This is a genomic window from Olsenella profusa, from assembly GCF_016900315.1.
GTDB lineage: Bacteria > Actinomycetota > Coriobacteriia > Coriobacteriales > Atopobiaceae > Thermophilibacter > Thermophilibacter profusus_A.
The window spans coordinates 36,964-57,844 of record NZ_JACSNQ010000008.1; the positions used below are offsets into that span (position 1 = coordinate 36,964).

Sequence of the window (20,881 nt, forward strand, 5' to 3'; positions counted from 1 at the left end):
GCTGCGCGTAACGGGTCAAAGGCCATTCCCTACAAAGTCCCTCGCATTCGCCCGCGCACGGCGGGCTGCAGGCAGCGGCGAGGCGGTCGCCTAGACGTCAGGGCCTGCCGCCGCGGTCGAGCCCGCGCCCGCAAACCTCTTCCGCCCGGCATCGGTCCCGGTCCCGCAGAGCGCGAGACCCAGGACGTCCTCGGCGGTTGCCCGCACGTCCACCCGCTCAAAGACCAGGAAGGCACCCGCGACCGCCGCCGCGGCGAGGCGCGCGTTGACCTCGGGGCGCACGAGCCCCTCCACCTTTGCGCGCTCGATCTGGGCCTCCAGCACGTCCACTATGCGCGCGAGGCGCGGCCCCTCGACCGGAGCGGAGCCGGCGCCCGCCCCGGCAACGGCAAGCATGAGCGGGCCTCCCGGGCGCGTGGCCTCAGCGAGGGCGTCGAGCAGGCCGGCGATGGAGTCCGCCGCCGAGGGGGCCGTGGAGACGATCCTCTCGACGCTCGCCACCAGGTCGTCAACCGCACGGTCCAGCACCGCGCGAACGAGCTCCGCGCGGTCGGAGAAGTAGTAGTAGAGCGAGCCCTTGGACATGCTGCAGCGAGCGGAGACCTCCGCCATCTGAAAGTCCGCCGAGCCGCGCTCCGCCATGAGGGAGGTCGCGGCCGCCATGATCTTCTCGCGCGTGGCCGCGCTCTTGGGCGTTGCCGTGCCGGACCTTGCCGCCATGTCCTTCTCCGTTCCCTCGTGCCGCGCCGCGGGGCGCAGTCGTACCAACGCGTCAATCTTAGCATCTGTTCAACTGTTTTGAACTTGACTCAAAATTATTGGACTCCTGAATAAAACTCGCCCCGCGGGGTACCTCTTGAGCCATTGAACGCGTAACACGTCTCGCTCAAGGGAGCTCTCATGAGAACCATCGCGCGCATCCTCGGCCGTGACCTCAAGCGCCTGGTGTCAAGCCCCGTCGCCCTGGTGGTTGCGGTCGGGGTCTGCCTCGTCCCCGCGCTCTACGCGTGGGTGAACATCCTGGCCAACTGGGACCCGTACCAGAACACCTCCACCGTGCCCGTGGCCGTTGTCGTGGAGGACAAAGGCGCCGAGGTCCCCGGCATGGGAGAGGTCAACGCCGGCGACATGGTAAGGGAGAGGCTCGAGGAGAACCACCAGCTCGGGTGGACCTTCGTGGACCAGGACGAGGCGCTCGAGGGCGTCCGCGCCGGCCGCTACTACGCCGCCTTTGTCATACCGCCCGACTTCACCTCGACCCTCGCGGGCGTGCTGGACGGCCACCCCACGCAGGCCTGCATTGGCTACTACGTCAACGAGAAGGCCAACGCGGTGGCGCCCAAGGTGACGGACACGGGGGCGACCACGCTCGAGGACCAGATCGCCGGGCAGTTTGTGTCGCTCGCCGGTAAGACCGTCACCCAGAGGCTCCAGGGCGCGGTGGGGTCCGCCGCGGGGGATGTCGACGGGGCGAGGTCATCCGCGCTGAAGAGCCTCCGAGCCACGCAGGGGCGCCTCGACGACCTGGCGGACTCCCTCGAGGACGCGGGCGGGACCGTGGATGCGGCCCGCGAGGCCGTGGGCCGCGCGCGTGAGACGCTCTCCGCCACGGCGGACGCGGCGGGAGGGCTCGCCTCGTCGATGGACTCCGCGCTCGGGTCGCTCGCCGGCGCGCGCGAGGGGCTGCGCTCCTTTGCCCGCGGCCTTGACGACAGGCTGGGCGAGGGCGCCTCCGCGATCTCCGGACTGTCCTCGACGGCGAGCCAGGACATCGGCCGCATCGCCGGGGACGTGGGCTGGGCGCAGGGGCGCCTCGACGCGGCGCTCTCGCGCCTGCGGGCGGCAAACGACGACGTGACGGGCATGGCGGAGTCGCTCGGGGCGGCGCGCGACGAGGTCGCCTCCCTCGAGCCTGCCGACGACGCGCAGCGCGCCCTCCAGCAGCAGGTGGTCTCCGCGCTCGACGAGCAGGTGTCGCTTCTCGAGGGGCTTGCCAGCGGACAGGCCTCCGCCCTCGACGAGCTCCAGGGGATAAGCAACGAGGTGAGCGACGGGGCCAAGAGCGTGGACGGGCTCGCCACCTCGGTGAACGACGCCGTCCAGGCGGGCACGGGCTCGATCGACGCCCTGCGAACGGACCTCGCCACGGGCGCGGCGCCCGAGCTCTCCTCCGCGCTCGACGCCCTCGCGGACGCGGGCGGTCGCCTTGCCGGCGGAACCGGCTCGCTCGTGCCGATGATCGAGCAGGCGGACGCCGGGTTGGCCCAGCTCGACGCGCTTCTCGCCCAGAGCCAGTCAACCCTGGCGGACACCGCCGACTCCCTGAGGGGCTCCGCCGATCGCATGGGCGCGCTGGCAGACGACCTCGCCGCCGTGCAGAGCGCCCGTGCCCTGCCCGCCATGGGCGACGTCCTCTCCCTCGACCCCACCTCCACGGGCGCGGCGCTGGGCTCGCCGGTCCAGATGGTCGACGAGCCGGTGTTCCCCGTTGCCAACTACGGCTCCGGGGTGGCGCCGTTCTACACCAACCTCGCGCTGTGGGTGGGCGGCTTCGTGCTCGTGGCCATCTACAAGCTGGAGGTGGACCGCGAGGGCCTGGGCGACGAATCGGGCGACGTCGAGGTCACGCCCACGCAGGCCTTCTTTGGGCGCTGGCTCCTGCTCGCCCTCCTGGGCCAGGTGCAGGCCCTGACGTGCTGCGTGGGCGACCTGGCACTCGGCGTCCAGTGCGTCTCCCCCGTTGCGTTTGTGCTCGCGGGCATGGCGGCGTCGCTGGTCTACGTGCTCGTGGTCTACTCGCTCGCCGTGGCGCTCAAGCACGTTGGCAAGGCGCTCGCGGTGCTGCTGGTGGTGCTGCAGATCCCCGGGGCGTCCGGCCTCTACCCCATCCAGATGCAGCCCGCCTTCTTCCGAGCGCTGGGGCCGTGGCTCCCCTTCACCTACGGGATCGGCGCCATGCGCGAGGCGGTGGCGGGCTTCTATGGCACAAACTACGCGCGCGACCTCGCCGTCCTTGCGCTCTTTGCCGTTCCCGCGCTGCTTCTGGGCGTGGTTGCCAGAAGGAGGCTCCTCGGGGCAAACGCGCTCTTTGACCGCAAGATGGCCCAGACGGACCTCCTTGTGACCGAGCGTGACGGCGAGAAGGACGCCGGGCGCCTGGCGCTCCTGGTGGACGCGCTCGCCTCCTCCCCCGCCCACCGCGAGGCGTTCCTGGCACGGGCCGCGCGCTTTGAGCTGGCGTACCCGCGCCGCGTGCGGCGCGGCGTCGTGGCGCTGCTGGCCGTGCCGCTGGCCCTTCTCGCCCTGCTCTTTGCCCATCCGGCAAAGCTGTTGCTGCTGAGCCTGTGGGTGGTCTCCCTGGTTGCCGCGAGCGCGTACCTCATCTGGCTGGAGTACGTGCACGAGCGGCTGGCGGAGCGCGCCGGGCTGGCACGGATGGACAGAGACGAGCTGGTCGCGCTGGCCGAGGACGCCGCGCGGGCCGAGAAGGGAGGCGAGGCGCGATGAGAGGGGTCTGGGAGCTTGTGCGTCGCGACGCGCGTCACGTGCGGGCCAACGCCATCGCACTAGTGGTCTTTGTGGGAATCGTCGCCGTGCCGTCCTTCTACGCGTGGTTCAACATCGCGGGCAGCTGGGACCCGTACGGCAACACGGGCAACATCCGCGTGGCCGTTGCCAACGAGGACGAGGGCTACTCCGGGGAGCTGGTGCCCCTGACCGTCAACATGGGCGAGCGCGTGGTGGCCGAGCTGCAGGGTTCCGACTCCATTGGGTACGTGGTCACCTCGGAGGCCGACGCCGTCGAGGGCGTGCGCTCGGGCGAGTACTACGCGGCCGTGGTGATTCCGCCGGACTTCTCGCGCGACATGATGACCACCTTCTCCGCCGATCCCGTCCGTGCCGAGGTGCGCTTCTACCAGAACGAGAAGGCAAACGCCATCGCCACCATTGTCACCGACAAGGCGTCCTCGGCCGTGATGGCGCAGATCGACTCCGGATTTGCCGAGGCGGTGAGCGCCGTTGGCGCGGGCGCCCTCAAGGAGCTGGGCTCCGCGCTCGACGACGACGCGGTGACGGGCCTCGCGGCGCGCCTCGACGCCGCGGTGACGGACTCCGCCGACGCGCTCTCCGGAACGGCGGGCTCCGTGAGGGACTTCGCGGACCTGCTCGAGTCGACGCGCGGGCTTCTGGGCAGCGGCGCGGGGGTGGCCGACGCAGCGCTCTCCCCCACGGCGGACGCCGGCGAGGTGCTCGGCGAGACGGCGTCGGGCCTTGCGGGGACCGGGTCGGCGATAGACGACGCGGAGACGTCCGTGGCCGGCGCGCTCGAGTCCGCGGGCGCGGGGCTCGACGGCGTGGACGCGGCGATAGACGACGCACTCGACGTCGCGGGCGCGCAGGAGGCAAGGATTCAGAAGGGCCTCTCCGCCGCGCGGGACGCCGTGGGCGAGCAGATCGATGCACTCGAGCGGCTGGACGGCGCGCTTGGGGAGCAGCTCGACCTCATGCGCGAGCTCGAGGGGACGCTTCCCGAGGGCAGCCCCGTGCGCGAGGGGCTCGGCAGCGCGATTGCGGGCGTGGGCGGTCTGCGCGACCGCGTTGACCAGGCGCTCGTTGAGCTGCGCGACCTCTCTGACGGGCTGGGCCGGACGATGGGCGACCTCGACGCCGGGGCAGCGGACGCCGAGGAGGCGCGCGAGCGGCTTAAGGGCCTCGTGGACGAGGCGCGCACGGCGGTGGGCGGCGCGGGGCAGCTCTACGACGACGAGGTGCGCGGCAGCCTCGGGAACCTTGCTGGGCAGGTGGCCGAGGCCGCCGAGCAGGCGGACGCGATCGAGGGAAACCTCGCCGGGACCCTTGCGGCCGTGGGCTCCGCGGCAAAGGACGCGAGCGACGGGCTCGCCGGGGCGCGCGACGACCTCGACGAGACCGCGGACAGCCTGGACGCGGCGGCCGAGAAGCTCGATGGCCTGCACGAGCGGCTGCGCTCCGCGCTTGACTCGGGCGACGCGCGGCAAGTGAGGGAGGTTCTGGCGTCTGGCCCGGAGGGGCTCGCCGAGTTTGTGGCGGCGCCGGTCTCGGTCGAGCGCACGGCGGTGTTTCCCGTTGAGAACAACGGCTCGGCCATGGCGCCCTTCTACACGACGCTTGCCATCTGGATCGGCGGGGTCGTGCTCGCGGCGCTGGTGCGCGCGAAGCCCTCCGAGGCCGCGCTCGAGGAGACGGGCTGCTCGCACGCGCAGGCCTACGTGGGACGCCTTGCGCTCTTTGTTGTCGTGGGGCTGGCCCAGGCGGCGCTCATCTGCGGCGGAGACCTCTTCTACCTGGGAGTTCAGTGCGAGCACCCGTGGCTCATGCTGCTTGCGTGCCTGGCGTCGTCGCTCGTCTACGTCAACTTGATCTTCTCGCTCACGGCGTCCTTTGGCGACGTGGGCAAGGCCGTTGCCGTGGTGCTCATGGTGGTCCAGGTGGCCGGCTCGGGCGGCACGTTCCCGCCCGAGATGCTGCCCGCTCCGTTCCAGGCGGTCTACTCGTGGCTGCCGTTTGTGCACAGCGAGGCGGCGCTGCGGGCGGCGATGTTTGGAGTCTGGGACGGAGACTTCTGGCGCGAGCTGGGCGTTCTTCTCGCCTACCTGGCGCCGGCGCTGCTCCTGGGCCTGGTGCTGCGCCGTCCCGTGATCCGCCTGAACGAGTGGTTTGAGCACCGCCTGGAGCGCACGCGCCTCATGTGAGGCCGCGCGGGCGACGCGCGGTGCCGGTGGAGCCGAGAAACCCGCTCGGTTGCGACGAACTCGCCGGGCGCGAGCCCAAAATCGGCCATGGTTGCGACGGACTCGCCGGACGCGAGCCCAAAATCGGCCGCGGTTGCGACGAAATCAGGGCGATCGCGTCGCAACCACGACGGATTCCAGGCTCATCACGGGCCGCGACCGGGCATCACCGTCGCAGTCGCCGGCGATTCCAGGCTCACCGCATCGCCGTGCGTCGCAGGCGCCGCCGATTCCGGGCTCACCGCGTCACCGCGCAGACATCGTCGGGACGTCGCCGTTCTTCTCGCCGGCGCTGTATACTAAGTGCGTATGTGACGATAAGAACCACCGAGAGGAACCTCATGTCCGAGACCCCCGTTCGCGTGCGCTTTGCGCCCTCCCCCACCGGCAAGCTCCACGTGGGCGGCGCGCGCACCGCGATCTACAACTGGGCCTTTGCCCGCGCCAACCACGGCACCTTCATCCTGCGCATCGACGACACGGACCCCACTCGCTCCACCGAGGAGAACACGCAGATCATCCTGCGCGCCATGCGCTGGCTGGGGCTTGACTGGGACGAGGGCCCCGAGGCGGGCGGACCGTACGGCCCCTACAAGCAGACCGAGCGCGCCGAGCTCTACCGCGCCGCCGCCCAGCGTCTGTGGGACGAGGGCAAGGCCTACCCGTGCTTCTGCACGCCCGAGCAGCTCGCGGCCGACCGCGAGGCCGCGCAGGCGCGCAAGGACCCCTTCCAGGGCTACAACCGCCGCTGCCGCGGCCTCTCCCGCGAGGAGGCCCAGGCGCGCATCGACGCCGGCGAGTCCTACGTCCTGCGCATCAAGGTCCCCGAGGACCGCGGCGACGTGGTGGTCCACGACGCGGTGCACGGCGAGGTCACCTTCAACGCGCGCGAGCTCGACGACTTCGTGATCTTCCGCTCCGACGGCACGCCCACCTACAACTTCGCGACCGTCGTGGACGACGCGGCCATGAAGATCACCCACGTCATCCGCGGTGACGACCACCTCTCCAACACCCCGCGCCAGGTCATCGTCTACGAGGCTCTCGGCGCACCGGTGCCCACCTTTGCCCACATCTCGATGATCCTGGGCGCCGACGGTAAGAAGCTCTCCAAGCGCCACGGCGCCACCAACGTGGAGGAGTACCGCGACGCCGGTTACCTCTCCGACGCCTTCGTCAACTACCTGGCGCTGCTGGGCTGGTCGCTCGACGGCGAGACCACGATCGTGCCGCGCGACGTGCTGGCGCGCGAGTTCTCGCTCGACCACGTCTCCAAGAACCCAGCGACCTTCGACCCCAAGAAGCTCGACTGGATCCAGGCCGAGTACGTCCGCGCGATGTCCGACGACGAGTTCTGCGAGAAGATCCTGCTGCCCTCGCTTGCCGCCGCGGGCGTGGACGCCGGCGACCACGGCTCGGCCTGGTGGCGCGCGCTCGCGCAGATCGTCCGGCCGCGCACCAAGATGCCGGCCGACGCCGCACAGGTGGCGGCCCCCGTCTTTGCCACGGCCGCGACGCTTGCCTATGACGAGAAGTCCGTGGCCAAGGGCCTTGCCAAGGAGGGCATGGGCGCGGTCGTGGACGCGGCGCGCGAGGCCCTGGGGGCGCTCGGCGAGGACGAGTGGCGCCCGGAGCGCATCGACGCCGCGCTGGAGGAGCTGCCCGAGCGGCTCGACCTGAAGAAGCGCCTGGTCTTCCAGGCCGTGCGCGTGGCCGTCTGCGGCAACATGGTCTCGCCGCCGCTCGGGGAGACGATGGCGCTCGTCGGCCGCGAGGACTGCCTCGCACGCCTGGCGCGCGGCCGCGAGCTGGCGCTGTAGCCAGCGCACCCGCAACAAGGCGGCGCCGAGAAGAACCACGATCACAGGTTCTTCTCGGCGCCGTTTTTTGTGTCAGGTGCTTCTTGGCCCTGCGTTCTTCTCGGCTGCGCACTGTTTTCGGACGGAAACACGTCCCGGACCGTCCTAAAACAGTGCGCCACCAGACCCGCGCACCGTCTCCGGACGGAAACACGTCCCGGACCGTCCTAAAACGGTGCGTCATCAGACCTACGCACCGTCTCCGGACGAAACCATTCTCCAGAACGTCCGAAAACGGTACGCGGGAGCTGCGCACCGTTTTCGGTCGGAACCACATCCCAAACCGTCCTGGAACAGTACGCCGCATGACCTACGCACCGTCTCCGGACGAAATCAGCCCTCAGACCGTCCGGAAACAGTGCGCAGCCGGCCACCAGCCACCGACCACCAGGCGAGAAGAACCGTCGGGCAGCCTACTGCTCGGTGCCCTCGCCGGCCACAAGCGGCTCGTTTCCGCCCGTGACTGCGGCCTCGAGCATGGCCGTGAGGCCCGCGACCATCATGTCGACGCTCATCGAGGCCGTGCCCTCGCCCATCGAGGCGGTCTGCTCGGTGGCGTAGGGCACGTGGACGAAGCCGCCGCGCACGCCGGGGTGGCGCGTCGCGAGCATGTGCATCAGCTCGTAGAGCACCTCGTTGCAGCAGTACGTGCCGGCCGTGTAAGAGACGGCCGCGGGCACCCCCGCCGCACGCGCCGCGTCGACCATCGCAAAGACGGGCAGCGTGGCGAAGTAGGCGTCCGGGCCCTCGGGCTCCAGGCGGCCCACCGGCTGGTTGCCCTCGTTGTCCGGGATGCGCGCGTTGGCGAAGTTGATGCCCACGAACTCGGGCGTGATGTGGCTGCGACCACCCGCCTGGCCCACACAGAGCACGAGGTCGGGCCGCTCGGCGTCGATGGCCGCCTCCACGGCCGCGGCGTCCTTGCCAAAGACCACCGGAATCTGCGTGCGCGCCACCTCGGCGCCCGCGATCTCCTGCGGCAGACGGCTCACGGCCTCCCAGGCCGGGTTGATCGTGGCACCGCCGAAGGGCTCGAAGCCCGTAACCAGAACCTTCATCGAAACCTCCTCGCGGGGACGGACGGGGCGGTGAGCCGGGTGTGCGGGTCAGGCGCAGGCCACGGCGCACCGGGCGCGCGGGACAAGCCACGGCCCGGCGCACCGGGCGCGAGCCAGCCGCAGATCACGGCGCAAAGCCCGCGGCCAACAACGCCCGCAAACCCGGCGCCGCCCCGTCGCGTCCCTACAACGTCATGACGATCATGTACACAATCTGGACCACAAGCATGATGAGCGCGATGGGCACCTGCTTCTTGATGACGCCGTAGGAGTCCTTCATCTCAAGGATCGCCACCGGCACGATGTTGAAGTTGGCCGCCATCGGCGTCATGAGCGTGCCGCAGAAACCGCAGGTCAGCGCCACCGAGCCGATGAGGGCCGGGTCGGCGCCCAGGGCCAGCACGAACGGCGCGCCGATGCCCACGGTCATCACCGTGATGGCGCCGTAGGCGTTGCCCATGACCATCGTGAAGACGGCCATGCCGATCGCGTAGACGATGATGCCCACCACGACGTTGCCCTCCGGGATGATGCTGGAGACCAGGTTGGAGATCACCGTGCCCACGCCGGCCGCCGTGAAGATGGAGCCAAGGGCCGCCAGCAGCACCGGCAGCATGGAAAGCGGGCCCACCGTGTCGAGCATGCGGCGGGAGTCGTCTAGGAAGACGCGCGGGCTGTTCTTGCGCGAGAAGACCATGAGCAGGATGCCGCCCACGACCACGCCGAAGGTGAGGCCCACGAGCGAGCTGATGTTAGTGAACAGGGCGAAGATGAGCGCCATCACGCCGAGGGAGAGGGCCGGGGCAAAGATCTTCATGCCGATCTTGTCGTAGTTGGCCTGCATCTCGGTCTGCGTGGGCTCGCCGCCCGTGCCGCGGCCGACCTGACGGAAGATCGCCGGGATGACCATGACCACCACGAGCACGCCCACCCACGTGGACGGGATCCAGCGGCCCACCACGAAGAGCAGGCCGAGCACGCACCAGAAGACGGCCGAGCCGACGCGCTTCTCGTTGGTCTTGTCCGTCAGGTTGCGCAGGCCCGCGTAGATGGCCACCACGCCGATCAGGATGTAGACGACCTCGAGCAGCTTATCGGAGAGCGTCACGTCGGCGCTCTGGAAGAACTGGATGAACTCCGCCATGGCTACTCACCGTCCTTCGTGGTCGCGGCGGGCGCGGAGGAGTCGACGGCCGCTGCGGCAGCGCCGTCCTTCTCGCCGTCCGCCGGGGCGCCCGCGCCCGCCAGCTTGGTGCGCCTGCGCATGAGGCGCCGGTCGAGCACGTTGTAGTAGACGATCGCCACAATCATGGCCACCACGGCCACCGGGATCTGCACCGCGGCAAGGTCGACGAGGCTCACGTCGTAGCCGAGGCCGGCAAGCGTGCCCTGCACGAGCAGACCGCCCGAGCCGCCCACAAAGAGGACCTGGCCGAAGAACCACGCCACGTTGTCGATGCCGGCCGAGATGCCCTTGAGCTCCTCGAGGTGCCTGTCGGAGATCTTCTTGCCGTCACGCTCCACGGCCGCCTGCTCCATCGGCATGATGACGGGGCGGACGAAGCCGGCCACGCCACCGAAGTTGACGTTGAAGGCCGCGAAGATCACACGCACCACGCCGTAGGCCGACGCGATGATGCCGGCCGAGGCGTTCTTGAGCTTGCGGATGAGCGCCGCGGCGGCCTGGCGCAGGCCGTTTCGCTCGAGGGTGCCCGTGATCACGAACGTCATGATGAAGATGCACATGCTCCGGTTGGAAACGAAGCTCGTGCCGAGGGTATCGAGAAACGACACCGGGTCCATGCCCCCCACCACGGCGGTCACCACGGCGGCCACCATAATGATGAGGATCGAGTCGAGCTTGAGCGCAAACCCGACCACGACGATGACGATTCCCAGCAGCTTGAGAAGCTCTGCGGGATCCATTCGTCCTCCTTCTTACCTGAAAACCCACTTACCTGAAAACCCAACAATAGGTAGGTATCCTATACAAGTGACGCCGCGGCGCCAGGGAACGTGCGGAAACGGAAACATGGGCGGCACCAATGCCACCGGCTGGCGGTGAGCGGCGGACGACGCGGCGGCAAGAAGAACCCGGGGGCCGGGGGCCGGGCGACTGGTGCGGCCGCGCCGGAGTCGAGCGGCCACCGCAGGTCCTTCTCGCGAGGACCGAGCCGCTGCCGCAGGTCCTTCTCGCCAGCGCTGACGCGGCCCTTGCACACGCCCGGGCGCACTTGTCGTAAGCTAGGCCTGAAGACCCGCCGCCGGCTCCGTGCCGGCCCCACGAAGGAGCGCCCATGTCAGCCACGCCGCAGACCCTCGCCACCACCTCGGCCTTCGAGGTGCTCGGCCCCGTGATGGTGGGGCCCTCCTCCTCCCACACCGCCGGCGCCCTGCGCTGCGCGCGCGTGGCGGCCTCGCTTCTGGAGGGGCGCGTGGTGCACGTGCGCTTCACGCTGTGGAACTCCTTCGCCCACACCTACCACGGCCACGGCACCGATCGCGCGCTCGTGGCGGGCATCCTCGGGCTCGACACCGACGACGAGCGGATCCGCGACGCCTTTGACCTGGCGCGCGAGGCCGGGCTGGACTTCTCCTTCACGACCGCCCCCGACGACGCCTCCGTCCACCCCAACACCGTGGACATCGACATGGAGGACGAGGGCGGCGCCCGCTGCCAGGTGCGCGGCGAGAGCCTCGGCGGCGGCAAGATGCGCATCAGCCGCATCGACGGGGTGGGCGTGGACATCACCGGCGCCTACACCACGCTCTTCGTGGCGCACCGCGACGCGCCGGGACTTCTGGCGTCGCTCACCCACCTGCTCGCGATGGCCGAGGTCAACATCGCCTTCCTGCGCACCTACCGCACCGAGCAGGGCGGCCAGGCCTACTCCGTCTTCGAGACCGACGGCGCGCCGGACGACTCCGTGCTGCCGATGGTGCGCCGCCTGCGCGACGTGAACTTCGCCACCTTCATCCGGGTGCCGGGCTCCATGGCGGCGGCGCCCGGCGTCACGGCAGAGGAGCTCTTCGACGACGGGGCGCAGCTGCTTGCCGCCTGCGCCGAGCGCGGGCTCTCCATCGGCGGCGTGATGGAGCTGCGCGAGCGCGGGCTCACCGGCCGGGAGGCGGCCGAGGCGTCCATGCGCCGGGTGATCGAGGTCATGCGCGCGGAGACGAGCGAGCCCATCGAGCGGCCGGCGCGCTCGCTCGGCGGCTTCATCGGCGGCGAGGCGCGCGCCGTGAGCGAGGGGGCCGCGCGCTGGGCGGGCCCGCTCATGGGGGACGTGCAGACACAGGCGGTGGCCCGCGCGATGGCGGTGCTCGAGCGCTCCGCGGCGATGGGCGTGATCGTGGCCGCACCGACGGCGGGCTCGGCGGGCGTGGTCCCGGGCTGCGTGCTCGCCGTGGCCGACGCGGTCGACGCCGGCGAGAAGGACGTGGCGTCGGCGCTCTGGTGCGCCGCCGCGGTGGGCCTCAACATCCAGACGCACGCGTGCGTGGCCGGGGCCGAGGGCGGCTGCCAGGCAGAGGTGGGCAGCGCGTCGGCGATGGCCGCGGCGGCGCTCGTGGAGCTTCTGGGCGGCACGCCGGAGGTGGCGCTGACGGCGGCCTCCCTTGCGATCTCCAACCTGCTGGGGCTCGTGTGTGACCCGGTGGGCGGCCTCGTGGAGGTGCCCTGCCAGGCGAGAAACGCCATCGGCGTGGCGGCCGCCTTCTCCGCGGCCCAGCTCGCCCTCTCCGGTGTGAGGTCGCTCGTGCCGTTTGACGAGGTGGTCCGCGCGATGGCCGAGGTGGGCCGCGCGCTGCCGGCCACGCTGCGCGAGACGGCGGCCGGCGGGCTTGCCGCCACGCCGAGCGCGCGGGCGGCCTGCACGCGCTGCGCCGGGTGCGCGTAGGTTCGGCGCGGGCGCGGCGGGCCTGAGGTTCTTCTCGCCGGGCGGGCCGTGTCGAGCTGCGACGTTTCACATCGGGCACGTCGTCCCACGTCGGGCACCGTCGGGCACCGTTTTCGGACGGTCTGTTGACTAGTTTCGTCCGGAAACAGTGCGCGGTCCGGAGGCCGCACTGTTGTTGGACGGTCTGGAGCCGAATTCCGTCCGCAGACGGTGCGCGACCTACGCGGCCGATCGTCAACACTGTTTCCGGACGGTCTGCGTCCCAATTTCGACCGGAAACGGTACGTGACCTACGCGGCCGGCCGGGGGCACCGTTTTCGGACGGTCTGTGGCCCGATTCCGTCCAGAAACGGTGCGCGGTCCGGAGGCCGCACTGTTGTTGGACGGTCTGGAGCCGGATTCCGTCCAGAAATGGTGCGCAGCCGCCCGCAGGCGGCGCGCAGCCAGGCAAGACGCAGCCCCAGGGCGCCCCCTACCCGCGGCGGGCGAGGGCCTCGAGCTTGGCGCGGTACGCCGCCTCGATGATCTCGCAGCAGCCCTCGCGCCCGAACGCCGAGCGGTCCACAACGAGGTTCTTGTGGTCGTGAAGCAGGCACTTGCCGGCGGAGTAGCGCTTGTAGAACGCCTCGCGCTCGCGCTGGCGCTGCTTGACGAGGCGCGCGCCCTTGGCCTTGGTGAGCCCGCGCTTGGCGCGCACGATCTCCACGCGGTCCTCGAAGGGCGCCGTCACGAGCACGGAGACCAGGTTGGGGTTGCCGCGCAGGATGTACTCCGAGAGACGCCCCACGATGATGCAGCTGCGTGAGTTGCCAAGGTCGGTGATCACGCGCGCCACGGCGTCGAAGAGCTCGTCTGAGCGGGTGCGCGCGTCCACGCGGTCGGGCAGGAAGGCGCCCGCCTCGGCCGCCGGGCGCTCGTCGTAGGCGGCGAGGTCATCGACGGTGGCGCCCCCGCGCAGCGCCGCGCGGACCAGGATCTCGTTGTCGTAGAGGGGGATGCCGAGGCGCACGGAGAGCATCTTGCCAATCTCGTGGCCCTCGGCGCCGAAGTCGCGCGCGATGGTGATGACCACCGGGTCGATGCGGGCGGGGGCCTGCGTCTCGGAGGGCTCCGGGGCGGCGCTGCCGGCGGGCGCGCCTTCGGGGGCTGTGGGCTGCATGGTCATGGATCCTCCCTTTGGGTTGGGGCGGACGGGACTCGGCGGACGAACGCGGGGCGCGCCGGACGGGCGCGGCGGGCGGACGGGGCGCACCAGACGGACACGACAGGCGAGAAGAACGGGCGAACCGCTCCCCTACGCCGCCACCAGACGGCGCTGGTAGGCGCGCACCAGAAGCGAGATGCCGAAGTTCAGCGCAAAGTACAGCAGGAACACGAAGCCGTACAGCAGGAGCACCTGGTTGAGGTTGGTGGTGTAGCCCATCACGACCTTGGCCGAGAACATGAACTCGGCGACGTTGATGCCCGCGAGGTACGAGGAGTCCTTGATGACCGTGGTGCACTGGCTGAAGAGCGCAGGGATGATGGTGCGGAAGGTCTGCGGCAGGATGACGTAGCGCATCGTCGAGAAGAACCCGAAGCCCTGGCTCTGCGCGGCCTCGAACTGGCTCTTGGGAATCGAGTTGAAGCCGCCGCGGACGATCTCGGCAATGACCGCGGAGGTGAAGATCGTGAACGCCAGCACCGAGACGAAGACGTCGGAGCCCTTGACCGTGAAGTAGATGAAGAGGATCCACAGCAGGTTCGGCGTGCAGCGGAAGAGCTCGATGTAGCCCGAGACGATCCAGCGGAAGATGCTGAGCCTCCCCCGGCAGAACTGCTTGACCATGGCCAGGACGGTGCCCAGGATGATCGAGAACACGATGGCCAGGGCAGAGATCTCAAGCGTCTTGACGAAGCCCGCCAGGATGAAGGTGACGTTGGCCTGGGTAAAGATCTCCATGAGTCTACGCCTCCTTCACGGGCTCGGGGGTGATGCCGGGGATGACCTTGGCACGCGGCTTGCGCTTGGCTCGCTTCTCCAGGTACTGGACGAGAAGGGCCAGCGGGAAGCAGATGATGAAGTACAGCACGCACGCCATGATGTAGCCCTGCAGGTAGCCGTAGGTCGACACGAAGTTGTCGGCGTTGTACATGAGGTCGCCGCCGGCGATGAGGGCCAGGACCGACGTGTTCTTGACGAGGTTGAGCGCCTGGTTGCAGAGCGGGGGCAGGATCACCTTGAAGGTCTGCGGCAGGATGATGTACGCGTAGGCCTGCGGACGCGTGAAGCCCTGGCTGCGGGCCGCCTCCATCTGGCCGCGGGGGACGCTCTCGATGCCGGTGCGGATGACCTCGGAGACGTAGGCCGCGTGGTAGAGGCCCACACCCACCGCGCCGATCACGAACGACGAGATGCGCACCGGGCTCGGGGCGCCCGTGAGCGCCTGGAGGACGCGCGGGCCCGCCATGTAGTAGAAGAAGACCTGCACGGGCAGGGGCGTGTTCTGGAAGAACTCCACGTACACGCGGCTCACGGCGCGCAGCACGCGCGAGCGCGTCGTGGAGAAGACGCCGAGGATCGTCCCCAGCACCAGCGATATGACCAGGCCCACGACGACGACCTGCAGCGTGAAGAGGAAGCCGTCCCAAAACGGCCCCATGCTGTCAAGCGTTATGGTCCATCGCCGGGCGTCGAACAAGCCGTCGAGCATGCGTGCCCCTCCCGAATGACGTGTGTCCTACCTCGCCGCGGCCCGCACGTCGTGCCCGGGCCGCGCCTGACCGCCGGGGCATGCAAGAGCCCGGCAGCAGCCCCGGCCCGCCGCAAGCGAGGGGCCGGGGCTCCGTGTGCTGGAAAGCCTACGCGCTGGCGCCGAGCCAGGTCTGGATCTCCTCGTCCATCCAGCCGTTGTCGAGGAGCTCGTTGACGGTGTCGTCCACCACGGCGCTGAGGTCGGAGCCCTTCTTGGTGGCCACGCCGTACTCCTGCGTGCCGAACTCGATCTCGGGCTGGACGAGCTCCTTCTGGTCGTTCATGTAGGTGTTGAGCGTCGAGCGGTCCATGGCAAAGGCGTCGACGTTGCCGGACTCGAGGGCCGAGTTGATCGACGGGTAGTCCGGGTACTCCTGGAAGGTCGGCGTGGCGCTGATCTCCTGATCGGAGAGCATCTGGGTCACGGCGTCCTTGGTCGTGGAGCCCTGGGAGACGCCGATGATCTTGCCGTCGAGGTCCGCCATCGAGGTGATGCCGGAGCTCTTCATGACCATGATGCCCACCGAGTCGGTGCGGTACGGGGTCGAGAAGTCGTAGTCCTCCTGGCGCTCCGGGGTGATGGTGTAGGTGGCGACGATGACGTCGAGGGTGTCGTTGTCGATGAGCGGGCCGCGCGTCTTGGGCGTGACGGCCGTGAACTCGCAGAGGCCCTGCTCCTTGGCCTCGTCGTAGGTGACGTCGAGGACGGCGGCCGCGAGCTGGTAGCAGAGGTCGATCTCCAGGCCCTCGTACTGGTTGGTCTCGGTGTTGAGGAAGCCGTAGCCCAGGACGTCCTGCTTGACGCCGCAGGCGAGCTTGCCGCGGTCCTTGATGGCAGCGAGCTTGGAGCCGGAGTCGTCGGAGCCGCCCTCGCCGGAGCCGGAGTCGCTGCAGCCAACGAGGCCGAGGCCGGCAACGGAGGCCAGGGCGCCAAAGGCGCCGAGGAACTGGCGACGAGTCATGTCCTTCATGGTGATACCCCTTTCGTCGGTATCTGCTTATCGCCCGCCAGGGGACGGGCTCGCTCACCGGCCCGCGCGCGGCGGCCCGGAAATGCGCAGGCTTTTGGCTAGTGCAGAATCTTGTTGAGGAACTCCCGGCAGCGCGGGTTCTCCGGGTTCTCGAAGAAGTGCTCGGGCGTGCCCACCTCGAGGATGCGCCCGTCCTCCATGAAGACCACGCGGTCGGCCACCTGACGGGCAAATCCCATCTCGTGGGTCACGCAGATCATCGTGATGTTCTCCTGCGCGAGCTCGATCATGACGTCGAGCACCTCCTGAATCATCTCCGGGTCGAGGGCGGAGGTGGGCTCGTCAAAGAGGATGATCGGCTGCTTGGTGCACATGGCGCGCGCGATGGCGACGCGCTGCTGCTGGCCGCCGGAGAGGTTCTGCGGGTACTCACCGGCCTTCTCGGCCAGGCCGACGCGCTTGAGCGCCGCCATGGCGGTCGCGTTGGCCTCCTCCTTGGACTTCTTCTGGAGCTTGATCGGGGCGAGCGTGAGGTTGCCGAGCACCGTCATGTTGGGATAGAGGTTGAACTGCTGGAACACCATCGAGGAGTACTTGCGGGCCATCTCCAGGTGGTTCTTGCGCGTGAGCTGCGTGCCGTCGATGGAGACGGTGCCCGAGGTGGGCTCCTCGAGGTAGTTGACGCATCGGATGAGCGTGGACTTGCCCGACCCCGAGGGCCCGATGATGACGACCTTCTCGCCGGCGGCAACCGTGAGGTTGATGTCCTTGAGTACGTGAAGGTCCCCGAAGTACTTGTTGAGGCCCTTGATTTCGATCATGTCGGCCATGTGGCGCTACCTCCCCTTCGGCCGTGCAGGCTTGTGCGCCAGCGGCGGCCGCGGCGCGAGTAACGGCTTTTGACTCTAGCTCATGGCACCCATTCACAGTCATTCTTGATACCGAGGGGATACAAACGGGTCCCGACCGGAAACACGCAACCTGCGACGAAACCGGGGCGAAACCGCCCTTTTACCGTCCCGCCATCTTCGGGAGACGGGACTGCGGACCCGCGGACGGGCGGCGCGGGGCTGCATCGGGGCACGACGCCGGGCCGGTACCGCGCGCGGCGGGCGCAAAAAAAACCCGGGTCCGTACGGAACCCGGGAGCGACGTTTGGTAGCCCGTACCAGATTCGAACTGGTGATCTCCGCCTTGAGAGGGCGGCGTCCTGAACCGCTAGACGAACGGGCCAAATGGTAGCCCGTACCAGATTCGAACTGGTGATCTCCGCCTTGAGAGGGCGGCGTCCTGAACCGCTAGACGAACGGGCCACATATGCGATTGAGTGGGCAAATGGCTGGGACTGAGAGAGTCGAACTCCCGTTGACGGAACCAGAATCCGCTGTCCTACCACTAGACGAAGTCCCAATTTGCCACTTCGAGCGCCTCTCAGCGCGAAGAAGTACTATACGGGATTCCCCTCTCCCGTGCAACCGAGAATTGTGGAGAAGTTTTGCGAAGCCCCCTCAGGCCCGCCCCACGGCGAGAAGGACCCGCAGCGGCCAGGCCGACGCCGCACAGGCCGGCTGAGCCACGCCGGCCGGTACCGCACGGGACGCCCCCTGTCAGGTCACACCCCGCCAGGTGACGCGTCCCTTTCCCCTACCAGCGCAGCCAGGCGAGAAGCGCCTCGCGCTCGTTGGGCAGCTCGTCGTCCATGACGGCCTCGAGCAGCTGCGCGAGCACCATCCCCACGCCCGGCCCTGGCTCGATCCCGCGCTCGCGCATCACGTCGGCGCCGGTCACGGCCAGGTCCCTCACGCGCCACGCCCCGCCGGACCCGAGCTCGGCGCGCAGGGCGGAGGTCATCGCATCCAGGTCGGCGGCGTAGCCCATGCACCGTGGCGCCTTGGCCACGGCGTCCGAGCGCTTGAGGTCCAGCAGCGCAAACGCCAGCGGGCGCGCCTGTCCCGGGGCAAGGCGCTCCAGCTCGGCGAGCATCCGCCGCATGGAGCGGCGCGTCGGCGAGATCTCGAAGTCATGCAGGCGCACGAGCGCCGTGGTGGCGCGCGTCACCTCGCCGGGCAGCGCCAGGCGGCCCATCACGGAGCGCGCCACGCGCGCGCCGGCCTCGGGGTGGCCGAAGAAGTGGCCGCGCCCGGAGACGTCCTCGCTCCAGCAGGCCGGCTTGGCCACGTCGTGCAGCAGCGCCGCCCACCTCAGCGTGGGCAGGGGCGCGCCGCCGGAGAACTCCTCGACCGCCGCGCAGACGCGCGCCGTGTGCTCGAGCACGTCGTAGGCGTGGTAGGGGCTCTTCTGGTCGAAGCCCTCCATCGGCGCGAGCTCCGGCACCGCGGCCGCCATCACGGCGAACTCGTGGCGCAGCGCCCACGCCGTGCGTCCCGTGGCAAGGATCCCGTCAAGCTCCTGGCCGACCCGCTCACTCGCGATGGCCGAGAGCCCGCCCGCGCACCGCCGGAGCGCCGCCTGCGTGGCCGGCTCGATCCGCGCGTCCAACCGGCAGGCAAAGCGCACCGCCCTGAGCACGCGCAGGGCGTCCTCGCCGAAGCGCCGGTCGGGGTCTCCCACCGCGCGGATGACGCGCGCCGCCAGGTCCTTCTCGCCGCCAAACGGGTCGAGCAGGCCGCGTATGGGGTGGAAGGCCATCGCGTTGACGGTAAAGTCGCGCCGGGCCAGGTCCTCGCGCACGTCGGTCACAAAGCGCACCTCGTCAGGGTGGCGCAGGTCGCTGTAGCCGCCCTCCACGCGGTAGGTGGTGGTCTCCACGGGCTGGCCTGCCACCACGGCCGTGACCGTGCCGTGCGCCGTGCCCGTCTCGTGCACCTCGATGCCGGCCGAGCGCAGCACGCGGGCCGTCTGCTGCCAGGGGGCCGAGGTGGTCACGTCAACGTCGTGGCCCGGTCGGCCGAGCAGGGCGTCGCGCACCCAGCCGCCGACGACCCACGCCTCGAAGCCAGCCGCCTCCAGCGCCTCGAGCACCCGGCGCGCGTAGCCGGGAAGCTCGCGCGCGAGGCGCTCCGTGACCGTGGCGTCTGCGTCCATGCGAGCCTCCCTCCGGCCGTTCTTCTCGCCAGTCGTCCGATTCTAACACGCGCGCTCGAGCCCCAAACCAGGCGGGCGGAGCCCGGCCCATCACGCGCGTCCTCTCCACCGAACTTCTGTCCGGGCCGAGTGCTATCCTCAGACGCGTTCGAGAAAGCCACCAGACAGGAGGTATCCCCATGGACGAGATGAGGTCCGTTACCGCCGACGACCTCGCCGCCGCCCGCGCCGACTTCTTCGCCGAGCGCGCCAACGTCGTGGCCAAAAACGCCGTCAGCTCAAACGGCGTCCGCGCCGCCGCGCGCGTGCCGGAGGGCGTGGCCAAAAACGCCCTGACCTTCGACATTGAGGTCAGCCAGGGCAAGCGCTGCAACCAGGAGCGCTCCGGCCGCTGTTGGATGTTCGCGAGCCTGAACACCATGCGCTACCGCACGATCAAGAAGTACAACCTCAAGACCTTCGAGCTCAGCCAGTGCTACCCGCTGTTCTGGGACAAGCTCGAGAAGAGCAACTGGTTCCTCGAGAACATCCTGGACACGCTCGAGGAGCCGCTCGACGGGCGCCTCGTGAGCTACCTGCTGCGCGACCCCATCGGCGACGGCGGGCAGTGGGACATGTTCAAGAGCCTCGTCAAGAAGTACGGCGTGGCGCCCAAGGAGGCCATGCCCGAGACCGCCTGCTCCCGGAGCACCGGCGAGATGGACTCCTACCTCACCCGCTACCTGCGCGGCGCCGCGCGTCGCCTGCGCGAGAGCGCCCAGGCCGGCGTGGGCGCGGAGGACCTCGGCGCCATGAAGAAGGAGATGATGGGCGACGTCTATCACCTCCTCGTAACCTGCCTCGGCGAGCCGCCGGCGTCCTTCGAGGTGCGCCTGCGCGACAAGGACGACAAGCTCGTGCTCTCCGGCACCTTCACGCCGCAGGAGTTCTTTAAGACCGCCGTCGGCATGAACGTGGACGACTACGTGAGCCTCATCTCCGCCCCCACCGCCGACAAGCCCTTCGGCCACACCTACACCGTGAGCCGCCTGGGCAACGTGGTGGAGGACGGCGGCGTGCGCTACCTCAACCTCCCGATCGAGCGCCTCAAGGAGTGCGCCGTGGCGCAGCTGCGCGACGACCTGCCCGTGTGGTTCGGCTGCGACGTGGGCCAGAGCTACGTCCGCGAGGAGGGCATCATGGACACCGCCGCGCTCGACGTCGACGCGCTGTTCGGCTTCCCCGTGGAGGGCTGCCTCGACCGCGCCGAGCGCCTGGACTACGGCGAGTCCCTCATGACCCACGCGATGGTCCTCGAGGGCGTCGACCTTGACGCCGAGGGCCACCCCACGCTCTGGAAGGTCGAGAACAGCTGGGGCGCCGACCACGGTCGCGACGGCTTCGACACCCTCTCCGACCCGTGGTTCGACGAGTACGTCTACCAGATCGTCGTTGACAAGAAGTACCTGACGGACGAGGAGCGCGCCACCTACGAGACCGAGGAGGCCCGCGTGCTGGCCCCCTGGGACCCGATGGGCTCGCTCGCCCGCGTGCGCTAAGGAGGG

15 protein-coding genes and 3 tRNA genes are annotated in these 20,881 nt (G+C 69.6%); 5 read left to right on the forward strand and 13 right to left on the reverse strand.

Annotated features, from left to right (window positions below; all coding sequences use genetic code 11):
* Positions 1-90: 90 nt before the first annotated feature.
* On the reverse strand, positions 91-720 hold the full coding sequence (locus H9X80_RS05170) for a TetR/AcrR family transcriptional regulator (protein ID WP_204793276.1): 630 nt from the start codon (positions 718-720) through the stop codon (positions 91-93).
* A gap of 180 nt (positions 721-900) precedes the next feature.
* Here H9X80_RS05170 and H9X80_RS05175 point away from each other — a divergent pair, with 180 nt between their 5' ends.
* From H9X80_RS05175 to gltX, 3 genes are all read left to right on the forward strand, one after another.
* Positions 901-3,507: a YhgE/Pip domain-containing protein gene (locus H9X80_RS05175; RefSeq protein WP_204793277.1), complete on the forward strand. Its 2,607-nt coding sequence runs from the start codon at positions 901-903 to the stop codon at positions 3,505-3,507.
* Complete coding sequence (locus H9X80_RS05180) at positions 3,504-5,732, forward strand: YhgE/Pip domain-containing protein (RefSeq protein ID WP_204793278.1); 2,229 nt, start codon at positions 3,504-3,506, stop codon at positions 5,730-5,732. Before H9X80_RS05175 ends, H9X80_RS05180 begins: the two co-directional genes overlap by 4 nt.
* Before the next feature lie 380 nt (positions 5,733-6,112).
* A complete protein-coding gene (gene gltX, locus H9X80_RS05185) occupies positions 6,113-7,591 on the forward strand; it encodes a glutamate--tRNA ligase (RefSeq protein WP_204793279.1) in 1,479 nt (492 codons plus the stop codon).
* Positions 7,592-8,043: 452 nt separating this feature from the next.
* Here the strand turns inward: gltX and pcp are convergent, their stop codons facing one another.
* The 3 genes from pcp to H9X80_RS05200 all read right to left on the reverse strand — a co-directional run bounded on the left by pcp (position 8,044) and on the right by H9X80_RS05200 (position 10,614).
* Positions 8,044-8,688 carry a pyroglutamyl-peptidase I gene (gene pcp / locus H9X80_RS05190; protein WP_204793280.1) on the reverse strand — a complete coding sequence of 215 codons (645 nt, stop codon included), beginning with the start codon at positions 8,686-8,688 and terminating at the stop codon, positions 8,044-8,046.
* Between the two features lie 184 nt (positions 8,689-8,872).
* Positions 8,873-9,832: a DUF979 domain-containing protein gene (locus H9X80_RS05195; protein WP_204793281.1), complete on the reverse strand. Its 960-nt coding sequence runs from the start codon at positions 9,830-9,832 to the stop codon at positions 8,873-8,875.
* 2 nt (positions 9,833-9,834) lie between these two features.
* Entirely contained in the window at positions 9,835-10,614 is a 780-nt protein-coding gene (locus H9X80_RS05200) for a DUF969 domain-containing protein (RefSeq protein WP_204793282.1), read from the reverse strand.
* Positions 10,615-10,985: 371 nt separating this feature from the next.
* Here H9X80_RS05200 and sdaAA point away from each other — a divergent pair, with 371 nt between their 5' ends.
* On the forward strand, positions 10,986-12,587 hold the full coding sequence (gene sdaAA, locus H9X80_RS05205) for an L-serine ammonia-lyase, iron-sulfur-dependent, subunit alpha (RefSeq protein WP_204793283.1): 1,602 nt from the start codon (positions 10,986-10,988) through the stop codon (positions 12,585-12,587).
* A 472-nt stretch (positions 12,588-13,059) separates the two neighbouring features.
* Here sdaAA and H9X80_RS05210 read toward each other — a convergent pair whose 3' ends face one another.
* From H9X80_RS05210 to H9X80_RS05250, 9 genes are all read right to left on the reverse strand, one after another.
* On the reverse strand, positions 13,060-13,752 hold the full coding sequence (locus H9X80_RS05210) for an AAA family ATPase (protein ID WP_239471669.1): 693 nt from the start codon (positions 13,750-13,752) through the stop codon (positions 13,060-13,062).
* Between the two features lie 129 nt (positions 13,753-13,881).
* On the reverse strand, positions 13,882-14,529 hold the full coding sequence (locus H9X80_RS05215; protein WP_204793284.1) for an amino acid ABC transporter permease: 648 nt from the start codon (positions 14,527-14,529) through the stop codon (positions 13,882-13,884).
* 4 nt (positions 14,530-14,533) lie between these two features.
* The gene (locus H9X80_RS05220; RefSeq protein ID WP_204793285.1) at positions 14,534-15,280 is read right to left on the reverse strand and encodes an amino acid ABC transporter permease; all 747 of its coding nucleotides are present in this window, start codon (positions 15,278-15,280) and stop codon (positions 14,534-14,536) included.
* A gap of 148 nt (positions 15,281-15,428) precedes the next feature.
* Positions 15,429-16,292 carry a transporter substrate-binding domain-containing protein gene (locus tag H9X80_RS05225; RefSeq protein ID WP_204793286.1) on the reverse strand — a complete coding sequence of 288 codons (864 nt, stop codon included), beginning with the start codon at positions 16,290-16,292 and terminating at the stop codon, positions 15,429-15,431.
* 98 nt (positions 16,293-16,390) lie between these two features.
* The gene (locus tag H9X80_RS05230; protein WP_275100698.1) at positions 16,391-17,122 is read right to left on the reverse strand and encodes an amino acid ABC transporter ATP-binding protein; all 732 of its coding nucleotides are present in this window, start codon (positions 17,120-17,122) and stop codon (positions 16,391-16,393) included.
* A 326-nt stretch (positions 17,123-17,448) separates the two neighbouring features.
* Positions 17,449-17,525: transfer RNA gene (locus H9X80_RS05235), tRNA-Glu, on the reverse strand.
* 3 nt (positions 17,526-17,528) lie between these two features.
* Positions 17,529-17,605, reverse strand: a tRNA-Glu gene (locus H9X80_RS05240).
* A 23-nt stretch (positions 17,606-17,628) separates the two neighbouring features.
* Positions 17,629-17,702: transfer RNA gene (locus H9X80_RS05245), tRNA-Gln, on the reverse strand.
* 234 nt (positions 17,703-17,936) lie between these two features.
* Positions 17,937-19,337 carry a CCA tRNA nucleotidyltransferase gene (locus tag H9X80_RS05250; protein ID WP_204793287.1) on the reverse strand — a complete coding sequence of 467 codons (1,401 nt, stop codon included), beginning with the start codon at positions 19,335-19,337 and terminating at the stop codon, positions 17,937-17,939.
* Between the two features lie 179 nt (positions 19,338-19,516).
* Between H9X80_RS05250 and H9X80_RS05255 the strand changes: the two genes are divergently transcribed.
* Entirely contained in the window at positions 19,517-20,875 is a 1,359-nt protein-coding gene (locus H9X80_RS05255; RefSeq protein WP_204793288.1) for an aminopeptidase C, read from the forward strand.
* The last annotated feature ends 6 nt before the right edge of the window (positions 20,876-20,881 follow it).

Excerpts from the sequence above, each read along its gene's own strand:
- H9X80_RS05170 (WP_204793276.1), bottom strand. The coding sequence starts at position 720 with ATGGCGGCAAGGTCCGGCACGGCAACGCCCAAGAGCGCGGCCACGCGC.
- H9X80_RS05175 (WP_204793277.1), top strand. The coding sequence starts at position 901 with ATGAGAACCATCGCGCGCATCCTCGGCCGTGACCTCAAGCGCCTGGTG.
- H9X80_RS05180 (WP_204793278.1), top strand. The coding sequence starts at position 3,504 with ATGAGAGGGGTCTGGGAGCTTGTGCGTCGCGACGCGCGTCACGTGCGG.
- gltX (WP_204793279.1), top strand. The coding sequence starts at position 6,113 with ATGTCCGAGACCCCCGTTCGCGTGCGCTTTGCGCCCTCCCCCACCGGC.
- pcp (WP_204793280.1), bottom strand. The coding sequence starts at position 8,688 with ATGAAGGTTCTGGTTACGGGCTTCGAGCCCTTCGGCGGTGCCACGATC.
- H9X80_RS05195 (WP_204793281.1), bottom strand. The coding sequence starts at position 9,832 with ATGGCGGAGTTCATCCAGTTCTTCCAGAGCGCCGACGTGACGCTCTCC.
- H9X80_RS05200 (WP_204793282.1), bottom strand. The coding sequence starts at position 10,614 with ATGGATCCCGCAGAGCTTCTCAAGCTGCTGGGAATCGTCATCGTCGTG.
- sdaAA (WP_204793283.1), top strand. The coding sequence starts at position 10,986 with ATGTCAGCCACGCCGCAGACCCTCGCCACCACCTCGGCCTTCGAGGTG.
- H9X80_RS05210 (WP_239471669.1), bottom strand. The coding sequence starts at position 13,752 with ATGACCATGCAGCCCACAGCCCCCGAAGGCGCGCCCGCCGGCAGCGCC.
- H9X80_RS05215 (WP_204793284.1), bottom strand. The coding sequence starts at position 14,529 with ATGGAGATCTTTACCCAGGCCAACGTCACCTTCATCCTGGCGGGCTTC.
- H9X80_RS05220 (WP_204793285.1), bottom strand. The coding sequence starts at position 15,280 with ATGCTCGACGGCTTGTTCGACGCCCGGCGATGGACCATAACGCTTGAC.
- H9X80_RS05225 (WP_204793286.1), bottom strand. The coding sequence starts at position 16,292 with ATGAAGGACATGACTCGTCGCCAGTTCCTCGGCGCCTTTGGCGCCCTG.
- H9X80_RS05230 (WP_275100698.1), bottom strand. The coding sequence starts at position 17,122 with ATGGCCGACATGATCGAAATCAAGGGCCTCAACAAGTACTTCGGGGAC.
- H9X80_RS05250 (WP_204793287.1), bottom strand. The coding sequence starts at position 19,337 with ATGGACGCAGACGCCACGGTCACGGAGCGCCTCGCGCGCGAGCTTCCC.
- H9X80_RS05255 (WP_204793288.1), top strand. The coding sequence starts at position 19,517 with ATGGACGAGATGAGGTCCGTTACCGCCGACGACCTCGCCGCCGCCCGC.